Annotated in this window: 14 protein-coding genes; 6 read left to right on the forward strand and 8 right to left on the reverse strand. The window is 68.0% G+C overall.

Annotated features, from left to right (window positions below; genetic code table 11):
• Position 1 precedes the first annotated feature (1 nt).
• Positions 2-979 (forward strand): type II secretion system F family protein, encoded by a 978-nt coding sequence (locus tag OUA97_RS09980; RefSeq protein ID WP_267231784.1) that lies wholly within the window; start codon positions 2-4, stop codon positions 977-979.
• Positions 980-983: 4 nt separating this feature from the next.
• Positions 984-1,964: a type II secretion system F family protein gene (locus OUA97_RS09985; RefSeq protein ID WP_267231747.1), complete on the forward strand. Its 981-nt coding sequence runs from the start codon at positions 984-986 to the stop codon at positions 1,962-1,964.
• 52 nt (positions 1,965-2,016) lie between these two features.
• Here the strand turns inward: OUA97_RS09985 and OUA97_RS09990 are convergent, their stop codons facing one another.
• Both OUA97_RS09990 and OUA97_RS09995 read right to left on the reverse strand, forming a co-directional pair.
• Complete coding sequence (locus tag OUA97_RS09990) at positions 2,017-2,403, reverse strand: limonene-1,2-epoxide hydrolase family protein (protein ID WP_267231748.1); 387 nt, start codon at positions 2,401-2,403, stop codon at positions 2,017-2,019.
• A gap of 83 nt (positions 2,404-2,486) precedes the next feature.
• Positions 2,487-2,888, reverse strand: a complete 402-nt coding sequence (locus tag OUA97_RS09995; RefSeq protein WP_267231749.1) for a hypothetical protein — start codon at positions 2,886-2,888, stop codon at positions 2,487-2,489.
• Positions 2,889-2,951: 63 nt separating this feature from the next.
• Between OUA97_RS09995 and OUA97_RS10000 the strand changes: the two genes are divergently transcribed.
• Positions 2,952-3,506, forward strand: a complete 555-nt coding sequence (locus OUA97_RS10000) for a TetR/AcrR family transcriptional regulator (RefSeq protein WP_267231750.1) — start codon at positions 2,952-2,954, stop codon at positions 3,504-3,506.
• Positions 3,507-3,564: 58 nt separating this feature from the next.
• Here OUA97_RS10000 and OUA97_RS10005 read toward each other — a convergent pair whose 3' ends face one another.
• Together OUA97_RS10005 and OUA97_RS10010 are read right to left on the reverse strand one after the other, a co-directional pair.
• Positions 3,565-5,694, reverse strand: coding sequence for an MASE1 domain-containing protein (locus tag OUA97_RS10005; protein ID WP_267231751.1), 2,130 nt, complete (start codon positions 5,692-5,694; stop codon positions 3,565-3,567).
• Between the two features lie 165 nt (positions 5,695-5,859).
• Entirely contained in the window at positions 5,860-6,687 is an 828-nt protein-coding gene (locus tag OUA97_RS10010; protein WP_267231752.1) for a TauD/TfdA dioxygenase family protein, read from the reverse strand.
• A gap of 83 nt (positions 6,688-6,770) precedes the next feature.
• Here OUA97_RS10010 and OUA97_RS10015 point away from each other — a divergent pair, with 83 nt between their 5' ends.
• On the forward strand, positions 6,771-7,451 hold the full coding sequence (locus OUA97_RS10015; protein ID WP_267231753.1) for a Crp/Fnr family transcriptional regulator: 681 nt from the start codon (positions 6,771-6,773) through the stop codon (positions 7,449-7,451).
• On the opposite strand, the gene OUA97_RS10020 is transcribed toward OUA97_RS10015, so the two are convergent.
• Entirely contained in the window at positions 7,448-8,341 is an 894-nt protein-coding gene (locus OUA97_RS10020; RefSeq protein ID WP_267231754.1) for an NAD(P)/FAD-dependent oxidoreductase, read from the reverse strand. The two genes, OUA97_RS10015 and OUA97_RS10020, sit on opposite strands and share 4 nt — an antisense overlap.
• 104 nt (positions 8,342-8,445) lie before the next feature.
• Here OUA97_RS10020 and OUA97_RS10025 point away from each other — a divergent pair, with 104 nt between their 5' ends.
• Complete coding sequence (locus tag OUA97_RS10025) at positions 8,446-8,883, forward strand: Rrf2 family transcriptional regulator (RefSeq protein ID WP_267231755.1); 438 nt, start codon at positions 8,446-8,448, stop codon at positions 8,881-8,883.
• 58 nt (positions 8,884-8,941) lie between these two features.
• On the opposite strand, the gene OUA97_RS10030 is transcribed toward OUA97_RS10025, so the two are convergent.
• From OUA97_RS10030 to OUA97_RS10040, 3 genes are all read right to left on the reverse strand, one after another.
• Entirely contained in the window at positions 8,942-10,756 is a 1,815-nt protein-coding gene (locus tag OUA97_RS10030) for a flavin-containing monooxygenase (protein ID WP_267231756.1), read from the reverse strand.
• 157 nt (positions 10,757-10,913) lie between these two features.
• The gene (locus OUA97_RS10035; RefSeq protein WP_267231757.1) at positions 10,914-12,410 is read right to left on the reverse strand and encodes a hypothetical protein; all 1,497 of its coding nucleotides are present in this window, start codon (positions 12,408-12,410) and stop codon (positions 10,914-10,916) included.
• Positions 12,411-12,435: 25 nt separating this feature from the next.
• Positions 12,436-13,980 carry an L-serine ammonia-lyase gene (locus OUA97_RS10040; protein WP_267231758.1) on the reverse strand — a complete coding sequence of 515 codons (1,545 nt, stop codon included), beginning with the start codon at positions 13,978-13,980 and terminating at the stop codon, positions 12,436-12,438.
• A 341-nt stretch (positions 13,981-14,321) separates the two neighbouring features.
• Here OUA97_RS10040 and OUA97_RS10045 point away from each other — a divergent pair, with 341 nt between their 5' ends.
• On the forward strand, positions 14,322-15,353 hold the full coding sequence (locus OUA97_RS10045; RefSeq protein ID WP_267231759.1) for an NAD(P)-dependent alcohol dehydrogenase: 1,032 nt from the start codon (positions 14,322-14,324) through the stop codon (positions 15,351-15,353).
• The last annotated feature ends 131 nt before the right edge of the window (positions 15,354-15,484 follow it).

A 15,484-nucleotide genomic window follows, 5' to 3' on the forward strand; every position in this document is an offset into this window, starting at 1 on the left:
GCTGCTGACGCTGCTGATCGCCGTGCTCGGGTTCGTCGCCATCGCCGGCGTCGGCCTCGCCCTGGCCGGCGGCTCGACCGCCGACGCCAAGACGCTGAAGCGGGCCCAGGCCCTGGTCGGCGGCGAGGAGGTGCGCGAGGCCAACCGCCGCCGCCCCGTGGTCAGCGCCCAGGAACAGCGCCGCCGGCAGATCATCAAGACGCTCAAGGATCAGGACCGCGAGCAGAAGAAGGCCCTGCTCAGCATCTCCTCGAAGCTGCGTCAGGCCGGCATCGGCATGAAGGTCGGCACGTTCTGGCTGATCAGCGCGGGCCTCGCCCTCGTGGTGCTGCTGGTCGTCTGGGCGGTCACCAAGATGCCGCTGGCGGCCGTCGGCCTGGCCTTCGCCGCGGGTCTGGGCCTGCCGCGCTGGGTGGTGGGCGCGATCGCCAAGTCGCGGATCAAGAAGTTCACCGAGGCCTTTCCCGACGCCATGGACATCGTCGTGCGCGGCATCAAGTCGGGTCTGCCCGTGCATGACAGCCTGCGGGTCATCGCCAAGGAGGCGCCCGAGCCGTTGGCCGGTCAGTTCCACCGCCTGGTCGAGGGCATCGGCATGGGCATGACCATCGACCAGGCGCTCGACAAGATGCACGCCGAGATGCCGACCCCGGAGGTGCGGTTCTTCGCCATCGTGCTGGCGATCCAGGCCAAGACCGGCGGCAATCTGGCCGAGGCGCTCGGCAACCTCTCCACCGTCATCCGTTCGCGCAAGCTGATGCGCGAGAAGGTCAAGGCGCTGTCGGCCGAGGCGGTGGCCTCGGCGGCGATCATCGGCTGCCTGCCGCCGGCGGTGGCGATCCTGATCTTCATCACCGCGCCCGACTATATGGGCCCGCTGTTCACCGATCCGCGCGGCCGCGTGATGCTGATGATCGGGGCCTTCTGGATGACGCTCGGCGTGCTCTCGATGCGCAAGATGATCAACTTCAGGCTCTGACGGCATGGTCGAGACACTCACCAACCCGACCAACCTGCTGACCATCTTCGTGGCCGTGGTCTGCTTTGCGACCATCGTCACCATCGCCACGCCGATGATGAACCGCCGCGGTCTCGAGGCGCGGCTGAAGTCGGTGTCGACCCGCCGCGAGGAGCTGCGCCGCAAGTCGCGCGAGGCCCTGGCCGGATCCCGCGGCCAGAGCAGCCTGCGCCACGTCGACGAGGGACTCTACAAGAAGGTCGTCGAACGCCTCCAGCTTTCGCGCCTGCTGGAGGATCCGAAGGTGGTCGAGAAGCTGGCCCAGGCCGGCTTCCGCGGCCCGCGCCCGGTTTCCACCTTCTACTTCTTCCGGTTCATCCTGCCGTTCGTGTTCTTCATCGTGGTCGGCGGCTACCTCTTCCTGGTCAACGATTTCGACCTGCCGCCGATGACCCGGTTCTTCTTCGCGGTGGCGGCGATGACCGGCGGCTACTACGCGCCGAACGTGTTCATCACCAATGTCTCGCAGAAGCGCCGCGACTCCATCGTCGGCGCCTGGCCCGACGCGCTCGACCTGCTGCTGATCTGCGTCGAGAGCGGCATGTCGATCGAGGCCGCGATCCAGAAGGTCGCCCAGGAGATCGGCGGCGCCTCGATCGAGCTGGCCGAGGAGCTGACCCTGCTGACCGCCGAGATCTCGTACCTGCCCGAGCGGCGGCTGGCCTATGAGGGGCTGGCCCGGCGGACCAACCATCCGGGCATCAAGTCGGTGACCACCGCCATGATCCAGGCCGAGCGCTACGGCACCCCGCTGGGCGCGGCCCTGCGGGTCATGGCCAAGGAGAACCGCGAGATGCGCATCTCCGCCGCCGAGAAGAAGGCCGCCCAGCTGCCCGCCAAGCTGACGATCCCGATGATCGTCTTCTTCCTGCCGGTGCTGTTCATCGTCATCCTCGGCCCCGCCGCGCTCAAGGTCAGCGACCTGATGCGGGCCGGCGGCGGCTGACGGTTAGACGGCCTCTGACGGCGGCGGCCACGACGCAGGTCGCAACGCGGCGTTAGCTCGGCCACTGGCTGAGGATCGTCGCCGCGTCGAAATAGTCCCGCCAGTAGGTGATCAGTCCTCGCTCGACCCGAAACACTCCGGTCACCGGCAACTCGACCCAGCGATCGGCCAGCCGGTGCCGATCCAGCCTTTCCAGGAACACGGTCTCGCCGGCCATGGCGTCTCGCAGGATCACGAACTCGTTCTCGAGCGTCGGGGCGAAGAAGGGCTCAAGAACCGCCCGCATGCCGTCGGGCCCATGGGCCGTGCCGATTGGCGGGGGGTTCACATACTCGAGGTCGGCCGCCACCCTTTGCACGGCACGGGCGTAGTCGAGCCCCTCCATGTCCTTCATGAATCCCCGGACGATCTCGAGCGACGAAGAGGTCTCGGCAGTCATAGTGAAGCTCCTTTCGGGGCCGCTTCCCGGGCCCATGGTGTCGAACTGCACGCGGCTGATGAATGCGGAAGGGGGCGCGCCGGTCAGGGCGCGGCGACCCGCCGGCGCTCTTCTAGGAAGAGGCATCGCGCCAGCATGGCGAACAGGCCGATGCTGCCGCTCAACCCCACGAACAGCAGCCATCGGGCGGGATGCATCCCGACCGCCCTGGCCCGCGGGAAAAGCAGCGTCAGCGCGAGCCCCGCGGCCAGCAGGAGATCGAACCAAATCTGGTTTCCCCAGGCGTTGCGCGTGTGCTCGGCCCAAACGGCGAAGCCCTCGCGAGCGATGGTGAATGCGCTCCACCCGAAGAGGAGGGCCGCGAGAGCGCTAGGCGCGAGCCATGATCCCCGCATGGGCGGACGGTCCGAGGCGTGCATCAACCCGATGGCCGCGAACGCCAGGGCTGCAATCCAAGGCAGGATTTCGTAGAGGTCGAGGTCCATCTTAGTTTCCTGTAGCGATCGCTACACGTTTGCACGATGTAGCAGTCGCTACAAGGGGGAGTCATGTCGCCCAGAGATGAGCAACGCGAACGCGTGATCGGAGCTCTGACCGGCCATCTGCTGCGGACCGGCTTGTCGCAGTCCAGCCTGCGGCAACTGGCTGCTGCGGCAGAGGTCAGCGATCGCATGCTGCTCTACTACTTCGTCGACAAGGCCGAGGTGCTCGCACAGGTCATGGCCCGCCTGGCGGCTTCCATGTCCGAACGGCTGGACGCGGCGATCCCCGAAGACGCCCGGCTCTCAGCGGCCGCTTTGACTGCACGCGCCGCCCGGATCGTCATCGAGCCGGACTTCCTGCCCTACATGCGCTTGTGGCTTGAGGTCGTGGCCGCCGCGGGAAGAGGCGAGCCGCCCTTCGCCCAAATCTCAGCGGCGGTGATGCAGGGCTTCCTGCAATGGATCGAGCAACGGTTGCGTCCTCTCGACGGACACTCCGCGTCTGGTCAGGCGGCGGGGATCCTGGCGCTCGTGGACGGCTTGGTGCTGGTGGAAATCGGCGCCGGCCACGAGGCTGCCCTCCGGGCCGTGGAGGTCCTTGAGGCTTTGGCGAGGGACTGATGGGAAGGCGTCGCCGCAGGCGCCGGACTCGAACGCGTCAGCAGGAGATATTGGCCGTTCAGGATACCGCCGCGGCCTGGACGATGAAATCTGACTCCCGGCTGTTTGCCCGCGACGCGCTGGCTGCGAGCGCTTCGATCAGTTCGCGTGGCTGCAGCGGCTTTTGGACAAATCCATTGAAGAGACGCCCATCGAGGCCCTCCCCGTGTTCCGCTGCTCCGGCCGAAAAGGCGATGATCGGGACGCTCCGGTTCGGCCCCTCGCTCTCCCGAAGGATTGCAGCGGCCTGGCGTCCGCCCAGCACAGGCATGTTCAAGTCCATGAGGACGATGTCAAAGGTCGCTGCCCGCGCCTGTTCGACCGCTTCGGCTCCGTTCGTCGCCTCCACGACCTCAAAGCCGATCGCCTCCAGGAAGTGCCGGGCGATGTGACGATTTCCTGGGTTGTCGTCGGCGACCAGAACTCTTCCTTCAAATTGCTGGCCGATGGCGGGCTGCGGGGGCGAAGCCTTAGCCGCCAATGGGCGCACCGACTGCGCAGGGATTTCCAGCCAGAAGGTGCTGCCGCCGCCTGGCGCGCTGTCGACTCCCACGGACCCGCTCATAGCTTCTGCGAGCTGGCGGCAGATCGACAATCCGAGCCCGGTTCCAGGCGCTGCTGCGCCAGCCTCCGTCTGTGCATATCGGTCGAAGACCAGCGAGGCCTGCTCTGGAGAAACGCCTGGCCCGTTGTCGCTCACCTCAAGCCGTAGAATGCCCCGGTCAACATCATACCGGGTTCGCAGGCGAACCTCGCCCGTGGGACTGAACTTCACCGCATTGCTAAGGTAGTTCACGAGGATCTGGTTCAGCCGCGGCCCGTCGACCATCAGGGTCCAGTCAGGACCGTCTTCATGCACCAACTTCAGGCCCTTGGCGTCGGCCTGGGGCTCCAGCAATTCGAGCGCCTTTCGGCCCAACTCGCGCAGCCCGGTCGGCTGAGGCCTGATCACCAATCGGCCCGCCTCGAGCTTGGAGAAGTCGAGCAGGTCGTTCACGGTCTGCAGAAGGCCTTCGCCCGCACCGACGATCTTTTCAATCTTAGAGGCCAGCGATGCCGGAGCTTCATCCTGCGCGATGCGGGCGAAGCCGATCATGCTGGTCACTGGCGTCCGCAGCTCATGGGTCATTTCCGCCAGAAAAGTCGCTTTCATCTCCGCAGCGACTTCCGCCGCCTGGCGAGCCTTGCTCTCCTCCATCAACGCCCGTTCCTGCGCCGCAACGGCGGCGATACTGGCGATGGCTAGTTGCTCTCGAAGCACGCGCCTCTCGCGCAGGACGGCGCCGACGACGAGACTTGTCAGCATCAGCGAAGTCAGAAAGCCGTGCAGCAGGAGCATCGCGTCGGCCCCTGCGCCCTGGGCCGCGATTGGACCTCGCCCCCATAGGGTTGCGCCGATCGTCGACAGTCCCACCATGGCTCCGCCCAGGGCGGCGCCCACGCGCTCAAGTCTGAAGACGACCCACATCAATACTGGCGCGATGAGAAACAACGCCGCCACGGCAGAGCTGCTCAGGGCGACGACGAGCACGACGCCCAGCCCCCCGAGACAAAGCAGCGCGCCAGGCTCAGGGCGCCGTTCGAGCAGGTCCTCGCGCATATCCGCCAAGGCCAGCAGCAGCGGCGTTGCAACCAGAAGTCCCATCGCATTGGCGACCATCCAGCGGATCATTTGACCGGCCGGACGATCGAACGGTTCGCCAGTCAGGTGCCCGCTGGCCAGGAGCGTGCCGGCGCCTGGCGCGATGAGACCGCAAACCACGATGAACAGGATCAGGTCGCGTCGACTGGAGAAGTCGGGAGCGGCGCCGATTGAAAGGCGGATCAGGAGAAGAGCGATTAGCACTTCGGCGACATCGCTGGCGGCGAAGTGCACGGCTGAGGCAAGCGCATCCTGGAAGCCAGGATAGGCAAGCAGATTGCCGGCGAACCCTGCGAACATCAACATTGGCCAGCCGCGGGGAGGAGCCCTCAGCGACAGAGCCAGCAGGAACCCGTTCGCAAGCCAGATTGGCGCGACCAGGCCCGAACGCTCCGGGATCTCTATGCAGAACCAAGCCAGGCTGTACACGCCTGCAAGCGCCAGCAGGAAAAGCCCCGCTTGGCGAACAGGCATGGCGATACGGCTTCTCGGCGAATCTTGGAGCACGCCGTCCCAAATAGCGTTGAGGGGTTAAGGGGCGGAAAAGGCGATCCTGAACCCTCTATGGGCGACGGCGTTGTCGCACCTGCTTCCTGACCCTCTCGCTTCCGACCGACCAATGTCCGCAAGCTGTCGGCTGCGCGCCCGCCGCGGACATTGCGGTCGGGGCCGCTACGCTGCTAGCGGGCCGCCGGCGATGGTGATGCGGTGCATCAGCCGGTGGTGGCCCTGATAGTCGTTCATCGCCTGGTGCCAGGTGGCGCGGTTGTCCCAGATCGCCATCGAGCCGGGCTTCCAGGCGAAGCGGTGGACGAACTCCGGCTTCACCGCATGCTGGTAGAGATAGGCCAGCAGGGCCCGGCTCTCCTCGCGGTTCCAGCCCTCGAAGCCGAGCGTGAAGGCCGGGTTCACATAGAGCGCCTTCCTGCCGCTGCCCGGGTGGGTGATCACCACCGGATGCGTCGCGCTGGGGGTGTCGGTCTTGCCGGCCAGGTGCGCTTGGTCGGTCTTTCCGTAGACCCCGTCCATTCCATAGATGTGCTCGGAGGCATGGACCGCCCGCAAGGACGCCAGCGTCGCCTTCAGGCCGTCCGACAGCGCCTCGTAGGCGGCGTACATGTCGGCGAACATGGTGTCGCCGCCGCTCGGCGGGGTCTCGATGGCCAGCAGCACCGAGCCCATGGCCGGCTCGGCGTCATAGCTGTGGTCGGTGTGCCAGCCGCCGCCGATGTTGGTGGTCTGGGCCTCGGTCTTCTCGACCTTGGCGATCTGCGGGTACTTCTCCGAGGGCGGGAAGTAGCGGTTGACCACGATCGGTCCGATCTGCTCGGCGAAGGCGATGTGCTGCTCGGGGCTCAGGTGCTGGCCATGCAGGAAGGCGACGCCGCGGCGAAAGACGGTCTGGCGGATCAGGTCGATCTCGGCGGCGCTGGCGTCGGGCAGCGAGATGTTGGCGATCTCGGCGCCGCAGCCTTCGGTGTCGCGGACGATGGCGGTCATGTTGGTCGCCTCCCTGGCGTGATGTTGCACAAAATCTAGGAACGCTGCTCGCTGAAGATTGTCACCCAGGTTACAGTCTTGCCATGACCGATGATCGCGGGAAGGCGCTGGCGGTGCTGCTGGGCTCGACTTGGCTGGCGCCGCATGGCCGCGAGCTGGCCGAGGCGCTGCTGGCCGAGGGCCAGCTCGCCCGGCTCGCCGCCGGCCGCTGGGCCCAGGCCGAGGGCGACGAGGCGGCCGGCGTGCTGGTGGTGATCGAGGGCGCGGTCGACCTCTATTGCCAGGCGCCCGGCGACCGCGAGGTGCGCTTCAGCCAGTCCGGGCCCGGCGCGGCGCTGGGTCAGAGCGTGGCCTTCGGCGGCGGGCCCCGGATCGTCACCGCGGTGTGCGCCCAGGACAGCCTGCTGCTCCGGGTCTCCGACGCCGGGCTCGAGCGCATCGCCCGCACCCGGCCCGAGGTCTGGCGCGCGGTCGCCGCGCTCGTCTACCTGCAACTGCGCGGCGCGGTGCGGATGGCGGCCGACGCCATCGCCCTGCCGCCGCGCCAGCGGCTGGCCTCGCGGCTGCTGGCCCTGGCCCGCAGCCGCCAGGGCCCGCCCGAGCTGCGGCTCAGCCAGCAGGCCCTGGCCGAGATGGTCGGGCTCAGCCGCAAGACCGTCAACGGCCTGCTGCTCGAGTTCGCGCGCGAGGGGTTGATCGACCTCGACTATGGCGGGCTCGCCGTGCTCGACCTGCGCCGGCTCGAGCGGGTGGCGGAAAGCTAAAGCCCGACCAGCGACTGGTGCGCGCCAAACCCGGCCATCGCGCCCGCCGCCGAGGCCAGCGTGCCGTTGTGCATCTGCATCGCCAGGTCGCCGGCCGCATAGACGCCGGGGATGCTGGTCTGCTGCCTGTCGTCGACCCGCACATAGGGGCCGCTCATGCCGTCCTCGAAGGTGCAGCCCAGCTGCTCGGCCAGCGGGCTGGCCGGGCGGGTGCGTGGGGCGACGAACAGGCCGGCGAGCGCGATCTCGCGGCCGTCGGCCAGCCGCGCCGCCGACAGCCGCGGCGCCTCGCCGACCAACTCGGCGATGGGCGCAGCCTCGATGGCGACCCCGCGCGCGGCCAGCTTGGCGGCCGTCTCGGCGTCGGGCGCCGCGCCGCCCTGCAGGAAGAGGGTGGTCGGGCCCCATTCGGCGATCAGCCCGGCCTTGAGCGCCAGGGCCGGGTCGCCGCCGAGCAGGCCCAGCGGCCGGCGGTTCATCTCGTAGCCGTGGCAGTAGGGACAGTGCAGGACGCTCGTCCCCCAGCGCTCGGCCAGGCCCGGCAGGTCGGGCAGGGCGTCGCGCACGCCGGTGGCCAGGATCAGCCGCCGCGCCGCCAGCTCGACCCCGTCGTCCAGCTCGACCCGGAAGGCGTCGATCTCGCCCCAGGCGCGGGTCGCCAGCCCGTCGGCGAACTCGACGCTGGGATAGGCGCTGAGCTGGTTGAGGCCCGTGCGCATGATCGCCGCCGGCGCGACGCCGTCCTGGCCGAGGAATCCGTGCGCGGCCTCGGCGAAGCGGTTGCGCGGCGCCCCGGCGTCGATCACCAGCAGCTTGCGCCGCGCCCGCGCCAGCTGCATCGCCGCCGACAAGCCCGCAAAGCTCGCCCCCACCACGATCGCGTCGTACATCGTCCATCTCCGTATTCGATACTTTCGAAGTTACGGATATGGGTGTCGCGATCATTTCCGCAACTGTCCTTGTTACGATTGTGCGCAGGGGCCATATCTGCGCCATGCGCACCGACAGCCGACTTTCGCGAATGCTGCACGCCCTGATCCATATGGACCGGCTGGGCGGGCGGGCGACCTCAGAGCAGCTGGCGGCGATGCTGGCGACCAATCCCGTGGTCGTGCGACGCACCATGGCCGGCCTGCGCCGCGACGGGCTGGTGGCCTCGGAGTCCGGGCAGGGCGGCGGCTGGGCGCTGGCCCGGTCCCTCGACGACATCACCCTGATGGACATCTACCGGGCCCTGGGCGAGCCGGCGCTGTTCGCCATCGGCCAGTCGCAGGACCATCCCGAATGCCTGGTCGAGCAGGCGGTCAACGGCGCGCTGGAGGGAACCCTCAGTCAGGCCCGCGACCTGATCTCCGCGCGGTTCGCGGCCGTCACCCTCGGGGATCTCTCCCGCGATTTCGACGACCGCTTCGCGGCGGGGCGCGGGGCGTGACAGCTTCAAGTGGAAGCCGGTTGAAGCGCCCGTCACGCCCCAAAATAAAGGACGGCGCTTAACGGAATTCCAGACCTTCGAACTGGCCCGATTTCCGCCAGCCGTCGATATACTGGAAGTAGGCGCTGGCCCCGGCCGGATAGCCGACGTTCAGCTTGGCCGCGGGCCCAGGGTCCTGGCCCTCGTTGTTGTAGTAGCCGGGCGTGCAGTCCGGCGCCCCGGTCATCCGGCCCATGCTGGTCAGCATCAGCGCCACCCAGTCGTCCTGCGCCTGCTGGCTGACCTCGATCTCGCGGAAGCCGCCGTCCAGGGCGTGCTTGATGGTGACGGCGATGGTGCGGCCGGAGTCGGTCAGGTTGTGCGGGATGTTCGAGATCAGGTTCGCGCCCTGGGTCGGCTGCACGAAGAAGGCGTTCGGGAAGCCGCGCACGTGGATGCCGTGCTTGGACTTGACGCCTTCGCCCCAGGCCTCCGACAGGGTCAGGCCGTCGCGGCCCGTCACCTCGAAGCCCGAGCGGCGCTTGTAGTCGGTGCCGACCTCGAAGCCCGAGGCGTAGATGATGCAGTCGACCTCGTGCTCGACCCCGCCGACCACGAAGCCGTTTTCCGTGACCCTCTCGACGCCCTGGCCGTCGGTGTCGACCAGCCGCACGCCCGGCACGTTGAACGCCTGCAGATAGGCGTCGTGGAAGCACGGCCGCTTGCAGAGCTGCCGATACCAGGCCTTCAGCTTCTCGGAGGTCTCGCCGTCCTGCACGATCGCGGCGGCCCGCGCGCGGATCTCCTCCATCTTTTCGAAGTCGGAGTCCTCGTAGGCGGCCAGCATCTTCTGCGGCGTGCGCTCGCCCGGCGGCAGCTGGGCGATCTTCTCGCGGATGCGCCGCGACAGGTCGGTCCAGCCGTCCATCACCAGGTCCACCTCGGCGTTGCCGCCGGCCTGGTTGGCGGTGAAGTTCTCCAGCCAGCGCTGCTGCCAGCCGGGGGTGGCGATGCTCGCGAACCACTCCGGATCGATCGGCGCGTTGGCGCGCACGTCGACCGAGGACGGGGTGCGCTGCACGACCAGCAGCTCCTTGCAGGCCCGCGCCAGGTGCGGCACCGCCTGCACGCTGGTCGCCCCGGTGCCGATGATCGCCACCTTCTTGTCGGCCAGCTTCTCCATCAGCCCGCCCTGCGGATCGCCGCCGGTATAGTCGTAGTCCCAGCGGCTGGTGTGGAAGGCGTGGCCCTTGAAGTCCTCGATGCCGGGAATGCCGGGCAGCTTGGGCACGTGCAGCGGCCCGGTGCCCAGGCCGATGAAGCTGGCGGTGAAGACATCGCCGCGGTTGGTCGAGATCACCCAGCGAGAATTGGCCTCGTCCCAGGCGATGTCGGTCACCTCGGTGTGGAAGAGGGCGTTCTCATAGAGGCCGTACTGTTTGCCGATCCGCTGGCACTGGGCCAGGATCTCCGGCGCGTGGGCGTACTTCTCGGTCGGCATGTGACCGGTTTCTTCCAGCAGCGGCATGTAGATCATCGAGGCGGTGTCGCACTGCGCGCCCGGATAGCGGTTCCAGTACCAGGTGCCGCCGAAGTCGCCGCCCTTCTCGATGATGCGCACGTCGGTGACGCCCTGCTCGACCAGCCGCGCCCCGGTCACCAGCCCGGCGAAGCCGCCGCCGACGAAGGCGAAGGTCACATGGTCGGTCTTCGGCTCGCGCTCGGTGACCGGAGTATAGGGGTCCTGCGCATAGTGGGCGAAGCGGCCGGTCAGCTGCTGGTACTGGTCGTTGCCGTCGGCCCGCAGCCGCTTGTCGCGCTCGGCGACGTACCGGGCCAGCAGCGCCTGCTTGTCGATCCGCCCCTTGGCGGGCGCGTCGGTGACGGCGGTCATGCGAAATTCCCCAACTTGATCAATATGTCGCCGCTCAGCGCGCCGCCCGGCCCAGGCCGCAGCGACGCCCCGGCGGGCGTCTTATTTTTCGAACATACAGTATGTTATCGGCGTTCTGCAATCGGGGAGGCGCGACCGGCCGCTCGGCTTTCCAGGATCAGAACGCCAAGACCGCCTGGACCATCGGCACCCAGGCGGTCAGGCCGGCGGTGTAGGGGGTGAAGACGCCGCCATAGGGCACGTCGACCACGCGCATCACCTCGGCGGTCAGCCACATGCGTTCGGTCGGCACGAAGTACCACTTCACGCCGACGCCGGCCTCCCAGGAGTCGCGGAACTCGCCGAACACCATCGAGCCGCGGCCATAGGCCATCAGCTTCTCGGGGATGACGAACCCGGCCGCCGACAGCTCGAAGCCGTGGTCGAACGTGCTGTCGATCGGCATTGGGCCGTCGGCCTTGAAGTCATCCAACCAGCGGAAATAGTACTGACCGTTGACCGACCAGCCGGCCTTCTTCAGGCCCGCGTCGATGGCCCACATCCGATAGGTGGCGTTCTCCACGGTCACCCCCGGCGCGAAAGCCCCGGTGGCGAAGGTCAGCACGCCGTCGGAATTGTGCATCGAAGTGTTCTCCGGGCTCGACTGGTCGAGGTCCGAGAAGCGGTCCTCCCGCGCCCAGGTGAACGACGTGCCCAGGCGCATGCGCAGGTTCGACGCGGCGTAGTAGTCGTCGTACATATTGCGCGACTTGCCGGGCGGGCCGTAGTCGCCGAGCGGCTCCCACCACAGGCTGCCCGACGCCATCAGGTTCTCGTCGATCTTGGCCGCCGAGATGTTCAGCGTGTTCAGCCCGTTGCCGACGAAAGCCAGGTAGTGCAGCTCCTTGGTGATGTCGCCGTTGGCCCAGATGCCTTGCGTGAACCCCGGACGGAAGAAGTTGTCGGCCATGGTTCGGTCGGTCGACTGGAAGAACGGGAAGGTGTTCACCAGCGAGCGGCTGCCGGGCACGCCGGTATAGCCGCCGGTCAGGGTGAAGGCCTTGTTGAACTGCCAGCCGATGTTGCCGGCGATGACGATCGAGTTCGACCCGGCCGAAGTCCACACCGTCGAGCTGTAGCGCAGCCGTGGATCGAAGATGTAGCCGCCGAGGATGAACATCGTGCGGTTGACGGTGATGTCGTTGCGCAGATTGACCGCGCGCACCGCGCCCAGATGGTCGGTGAAGGTCTCGTCGCCCGAGGTGGTGTTCAGGTACCGGACCTGCGAGTTGATGTTGTATTTCAACAGGAACGGCACCTTGGCGTCGTCCGGCGTCTGCCAGATGACGATGCCGTCCTGATAACGCTCGGCCAGCTTCTGTCCCATCGACTCGCTCGAGGCCGTCGCCGCCAGCGGCGGGGCGAGCGCCGCCTGCACGGGGGGCGTTGCGGTGGGCGGCGGGACCGCAGCCGCCGCGCTCTGGCTGTTCAGCTGCTGTTGCAGCCGGCCAAGCGTCGCAGTCAGCGCCTGCTGCTGCTCCTGCATGGCGCGTAGCTGCGCCTGAAGCGCGTTGACCTGCGCTTCCAGTTCGGCGGTCGTGGCGGGCCGGTCCTGCGCCTGGGCGGGGGTCGCGAGCGCGGCGGCGAGCGCGCCGGCCGCGATCGCTCGCCGCAATGATGCCCCCGGCTCCACAGGCGCCTCAGCAGAGCACGAGCGAGACCGCCAGCCCGCCCTCGGAGGTCTCCTTGTACTTGGAGTTCATCTCCTTGGCCGTCAGGGCGAGTGCGTCGACCGTCGAGTCGAAGTCCACCCGGCGATTGGTCGGGATCTCGTTCTTGGCGATGAGATAGCCGGTCCAGGCCTTCACCGCCCCGAAGGCGCAGCGCTCGATGCAGGGAATCTGCACGAAACCGGCCACCGGATCGCAGGTCATGCCCAGGTGGTGCTCCAACGCGCCCTCGGCCGCGTTCGCCGCCACCTGCGGACTGTCGCCATAGGCCTGGGAGATGGCCGCCGCGCCCATGGCCGAGGCGACGCCGATCTCGGCCTGGCAGCCGCCCTCGGCCGCCGACAGGGTGGCGTTGTGCTTGCAGAGATAGCCGATGACCGCGCCAGCCAGCAGCGCTTCGCGCAGCTTCTCCTTCGACATCTTCACCCCGTTCGGGCCCAGCGAGTAGATGACCGCTGGCAGCACCCCGGCCGATCCGCCGGTTGGGGCGGTGATCACCAGGTGGCCGCGGGCGTTCTCCTCCGAACCGGCCAGGGCGTAGGCGGCGACCAGGCCAATGGCCCGGCGCGCCTCGCCCTCCTGTTTCTGGGCGCTCTCATAAACGTCGTGCGCCTTGGTCTTCAGCTTGATCGGTCCGGGCAGGGTCGAGGTGGGCGCCGCCAGTCCGGTCTTCACGGTCGCCTCCATGGCGCCGAGGATCTTGTCGAGGAAGGCGTCGATCTCGGCGTCGCTCTTGCCGGAAATCGCCGTCTCGTTGGCCCGCGCCAGCTGGGCGATCGAGATGTTGTCGCGCTTGCAGTGCTCGATGACCTGGCTGATCCGCTCATACGGATACTTCGGCGGGTTCTTCTTGGGCGGCTCGTAGCCCTTCCATTCGATGAAGCCGCCGCCGACCGAATAGTATTCCTGTTCCAACAGCACCTTGTCGCCAGCCAGCAGCTTGGCCGTCATGGTGTTGGGGTGGTGGAAGTCGCCCTTGGTGGCGTCGTAGATGATGTTCTTCAGCGAGACCGGGATTTCCTTGTCGCCGAGTTTGACCTTGAAGGTTTGGTTCGGATCGGCGGCCAGGCTGTCGAGGAAGGCCGGATCGACCGTCGCCGGCTCCTTGCCGATCAGCCCGGCCAGCGCCGCGCGCTCGGTGCCGTGGCCCTTGCCGGTGGCGCTCAGGCTGCCGAAGAGGTTCACTTGCAGGGCTGTGGCCTGGTTCAGCTGGTCGGGCGGCAGCTTGGCGGCCCGCTGGTAGAAGTCATAGGTGATCCGCATCGGCCCGATGGTGTGGGACGACGAGGGGCCGGGACCGACCTTGTAGAACTCGTCGACCAGGGTCATCACCGGACCCTTGGACTTTTTCACCACGTTGAGACTCGGATCGAGCTTGACCGAGTCTTGCGGCGAGGTCGCCGGCGTCTGCGCATAGGCCGCGATGGGGCGTCCGGTCAGCGTCGCGATCGCCGCGGCCATGGCGCTGCGCACCATGAACGCGCGCCGATCCGAACCGGGGGGCGGCTGGCTCATGTCCAATTGTGGAACGGGGTATTTTTCGGACTCGAAGTCGCTGGTCATCACCCTGAACCTTTTGAAGAAATCCGGTTCATGCATGATGCGGCCGAAAGCTCGAGCCTAGCATAGGGTGAAGTGCCTAGGCCGCCTGCGCGTATCCCCTAAGTACCCGATGCTTCGGGCCGCGCGCCCGCAGGTCGAGATTTGCGACTGTTATGAATTCAGAGGTAGAGGGCGGTGGGAAACACGTTTCACCGTGCTTCTCCGGCGCGCCTGTGCGGCTCGCGCGTCGTCAACCATTGCCTTCCCCGACGCCAGCCGCCCAAACTCCTGCCACCACAACCAGGAGTCCCGGCATGAAGGCTGTCCGCTTCATCGCCTCCGGCCGTCCGCCTGAGGTCGTCGATATCCCCAAGCCCGTCCCCGGCCCCGGCCAGGTGCTGGTGCGGATGGGCGGGGCCGGGGTCTGCCACTCAGACCTGCATGTGCTCGACCACGGCTTCAGCGTGCCGGGCCCCTTCACCCTCGGCCACGAGAACGCCGGCTGGATCGAGCAGCTCGGCGAGGGCGTCACCGGCTGGAAGGAGGGCGACGCCGTCGCCGTCTACGGCCCCTGGGGCTGCGGCCAGTGCCGCACCTGCCAGTCCTCGGCCGAGAACTATTGCGAGCGCCACGCCTCGATCGAAAGCTACGGCGGCGGCCTCGGCTCCGACGGCGGCATGGCCGAGTTCATGATCGTCCCCTCGGCGCGGCTGCTGGTGCCGCTCGGCGGCCTCGACCCGCTGGCCGCCGCCCCGCTCAGCGACGCGGCCCTGACCCCCTATCACGCGATCAAGGCGGCGCTGCCGCTGCTGACCCCCGACGCCACGGTGCTGGTGCTCGGCGTCGGCGGCCTCGGCCACATGGCCGTGCAGATCCTCCAGGCGATGACCTCGGCGAAGATCATCGCCGGCGACATCGACGAGGCCAAGCTCGCCCACGCCCGCCAGCTCGGCGTCGCCCACACGATCAACACCCGCAACGGCGATCTGGCGGTCGAGGAGATCTCCGACCTCGCCGGCCCGCGCGGCGTCGCCGTGGCGCTGGACTTCGTCGGCGCCCAGCCGACCGTCGACCTCTGCGCGCGCACGGTCGGCCGCGCCAGCCGCCTGACCATCGTCGGCCTGGCCGGCGGCGTGCTCAGCTATTCGGCGAACAACCCGCCCTACGGCACCCAGGTCAGCATCCCCTACTGGGGCTCGCGCACCGAGCTGATGGAGGTGATCGCGCTCGCGCAGTCCGGCGCCATCAAGGCCGACATCGAGACCTTCGCCCTCGACCAGGCGGTCGACGTCTACCAGCGGCTGCGCGAGGGCAAGATCCACGGCCGGGCGGTGCTGCGGCCGTAGCGTCGCTCGCGAAGGCGGTCCCCAACTCACCGCTCATCCCCGCGAAGGCGGGGACCCAAGCTGAATCCGCGACAATCCGCCTAGCCAGGCCGAAGCGCCGAATGGGTCCCCGCCTTCGCGGGGATGAGCGG

The sequence above is a fragment of the Phenylobacterium sp. 58.2.17 genome, assembly GCF_026411515.1.
Classification (GTDB): Bacteria; Pseudomonadota; Alphaproteobacteria; order Caulobacterales; family Caulobacteraceae; genus Phenylobacterium.

What these genes read in the sequence shown, in the direction of transcription:
- OUA97_RS09985 (WP_267231747.1), top strand. Translation starts at nt 984, where the DNA reads ATGGTCGAGACACTCACCAACCCGACCAACCTGCTGACCATCTTCGTG.
- OUA97_RS09990 (WP_267231748.1), bottom strand. Translation starts at nt 2,403, where the DNA reads ATGACTGCCGAGACCTCTTCGTCGCTCGAGATCGTCCGGGGATTCATG.
- OUA97_RS09995 (WP_267231749.1), bottom strand. Translation starts at nt 2,888, where the DNA reads ATGGACCTCGACCTCTACGAAATCCTGCCTTGGATTGCAGCCCTGGCG.
- OUA97_RS10000 (WP_267231750.1), top strand. Translation starts at nt 2,952, where the DNA reads ATGTCGCCCAGAGATGAGCAACGCGAACGCGTGATCGGAGCTCTGACC.
- OUA97_RS10010 (WP_267231752.1), bottom strand. Translation starts at nt 6,687, where the DNA reads ATGACCGCCATCGTCCGCGACACCGAAGGCTGCGGCGCCGAGATCGCC.
- OUA97_RS10015 (WP_267231753.1), top strand. Translation starts at nt 6,771, where the DNA reads ATGACCGATGATCGCGGGAAGGCGCTGGCGGTGCTGCTGGGCTCGACT.
- OUA97_RS10020 (WP_267231754.1), bottom strand. Translation starts at nt 8,341, where the DNA reads ATGTACGACGCGATCGTGGTGGGGGCGAGCTTTGCGGGCTTGTCGGCG.
- OUA97_RS10025 (WP_267231755.1), top strand. Translation starts at nt 8,446, where the DNA reads ATGCGCACCGACAGCCGACTTTCGCGAATGCTGCACGCCCTGATCCAT.
- OUA97_RS10030 (WP_267231756.1), bottom strand. Translation starts at nt 10,756, where the DNA reads ATGACCGCCGTCACCGACGCGCCCGCCAAGGGGCGGATCGACAAGCAG.
- OUA97_RS10040 (WP_267231758.1), bottom strand. Translation starts at nt 13,980, where the DNA reads ATGAGCCAGCCGCCCCCCGGTTCGGATCGGCGCGCGTTCATGGTGCGC.
- OUA97_RS10045 (WP_267231759.1), top strand. Translation starts at nt 14,322, where the DNA reads ATGAAGGCTGTCCGCTTCATCGCCTCCGGCCGTCCGCCTGAGGTCGTC.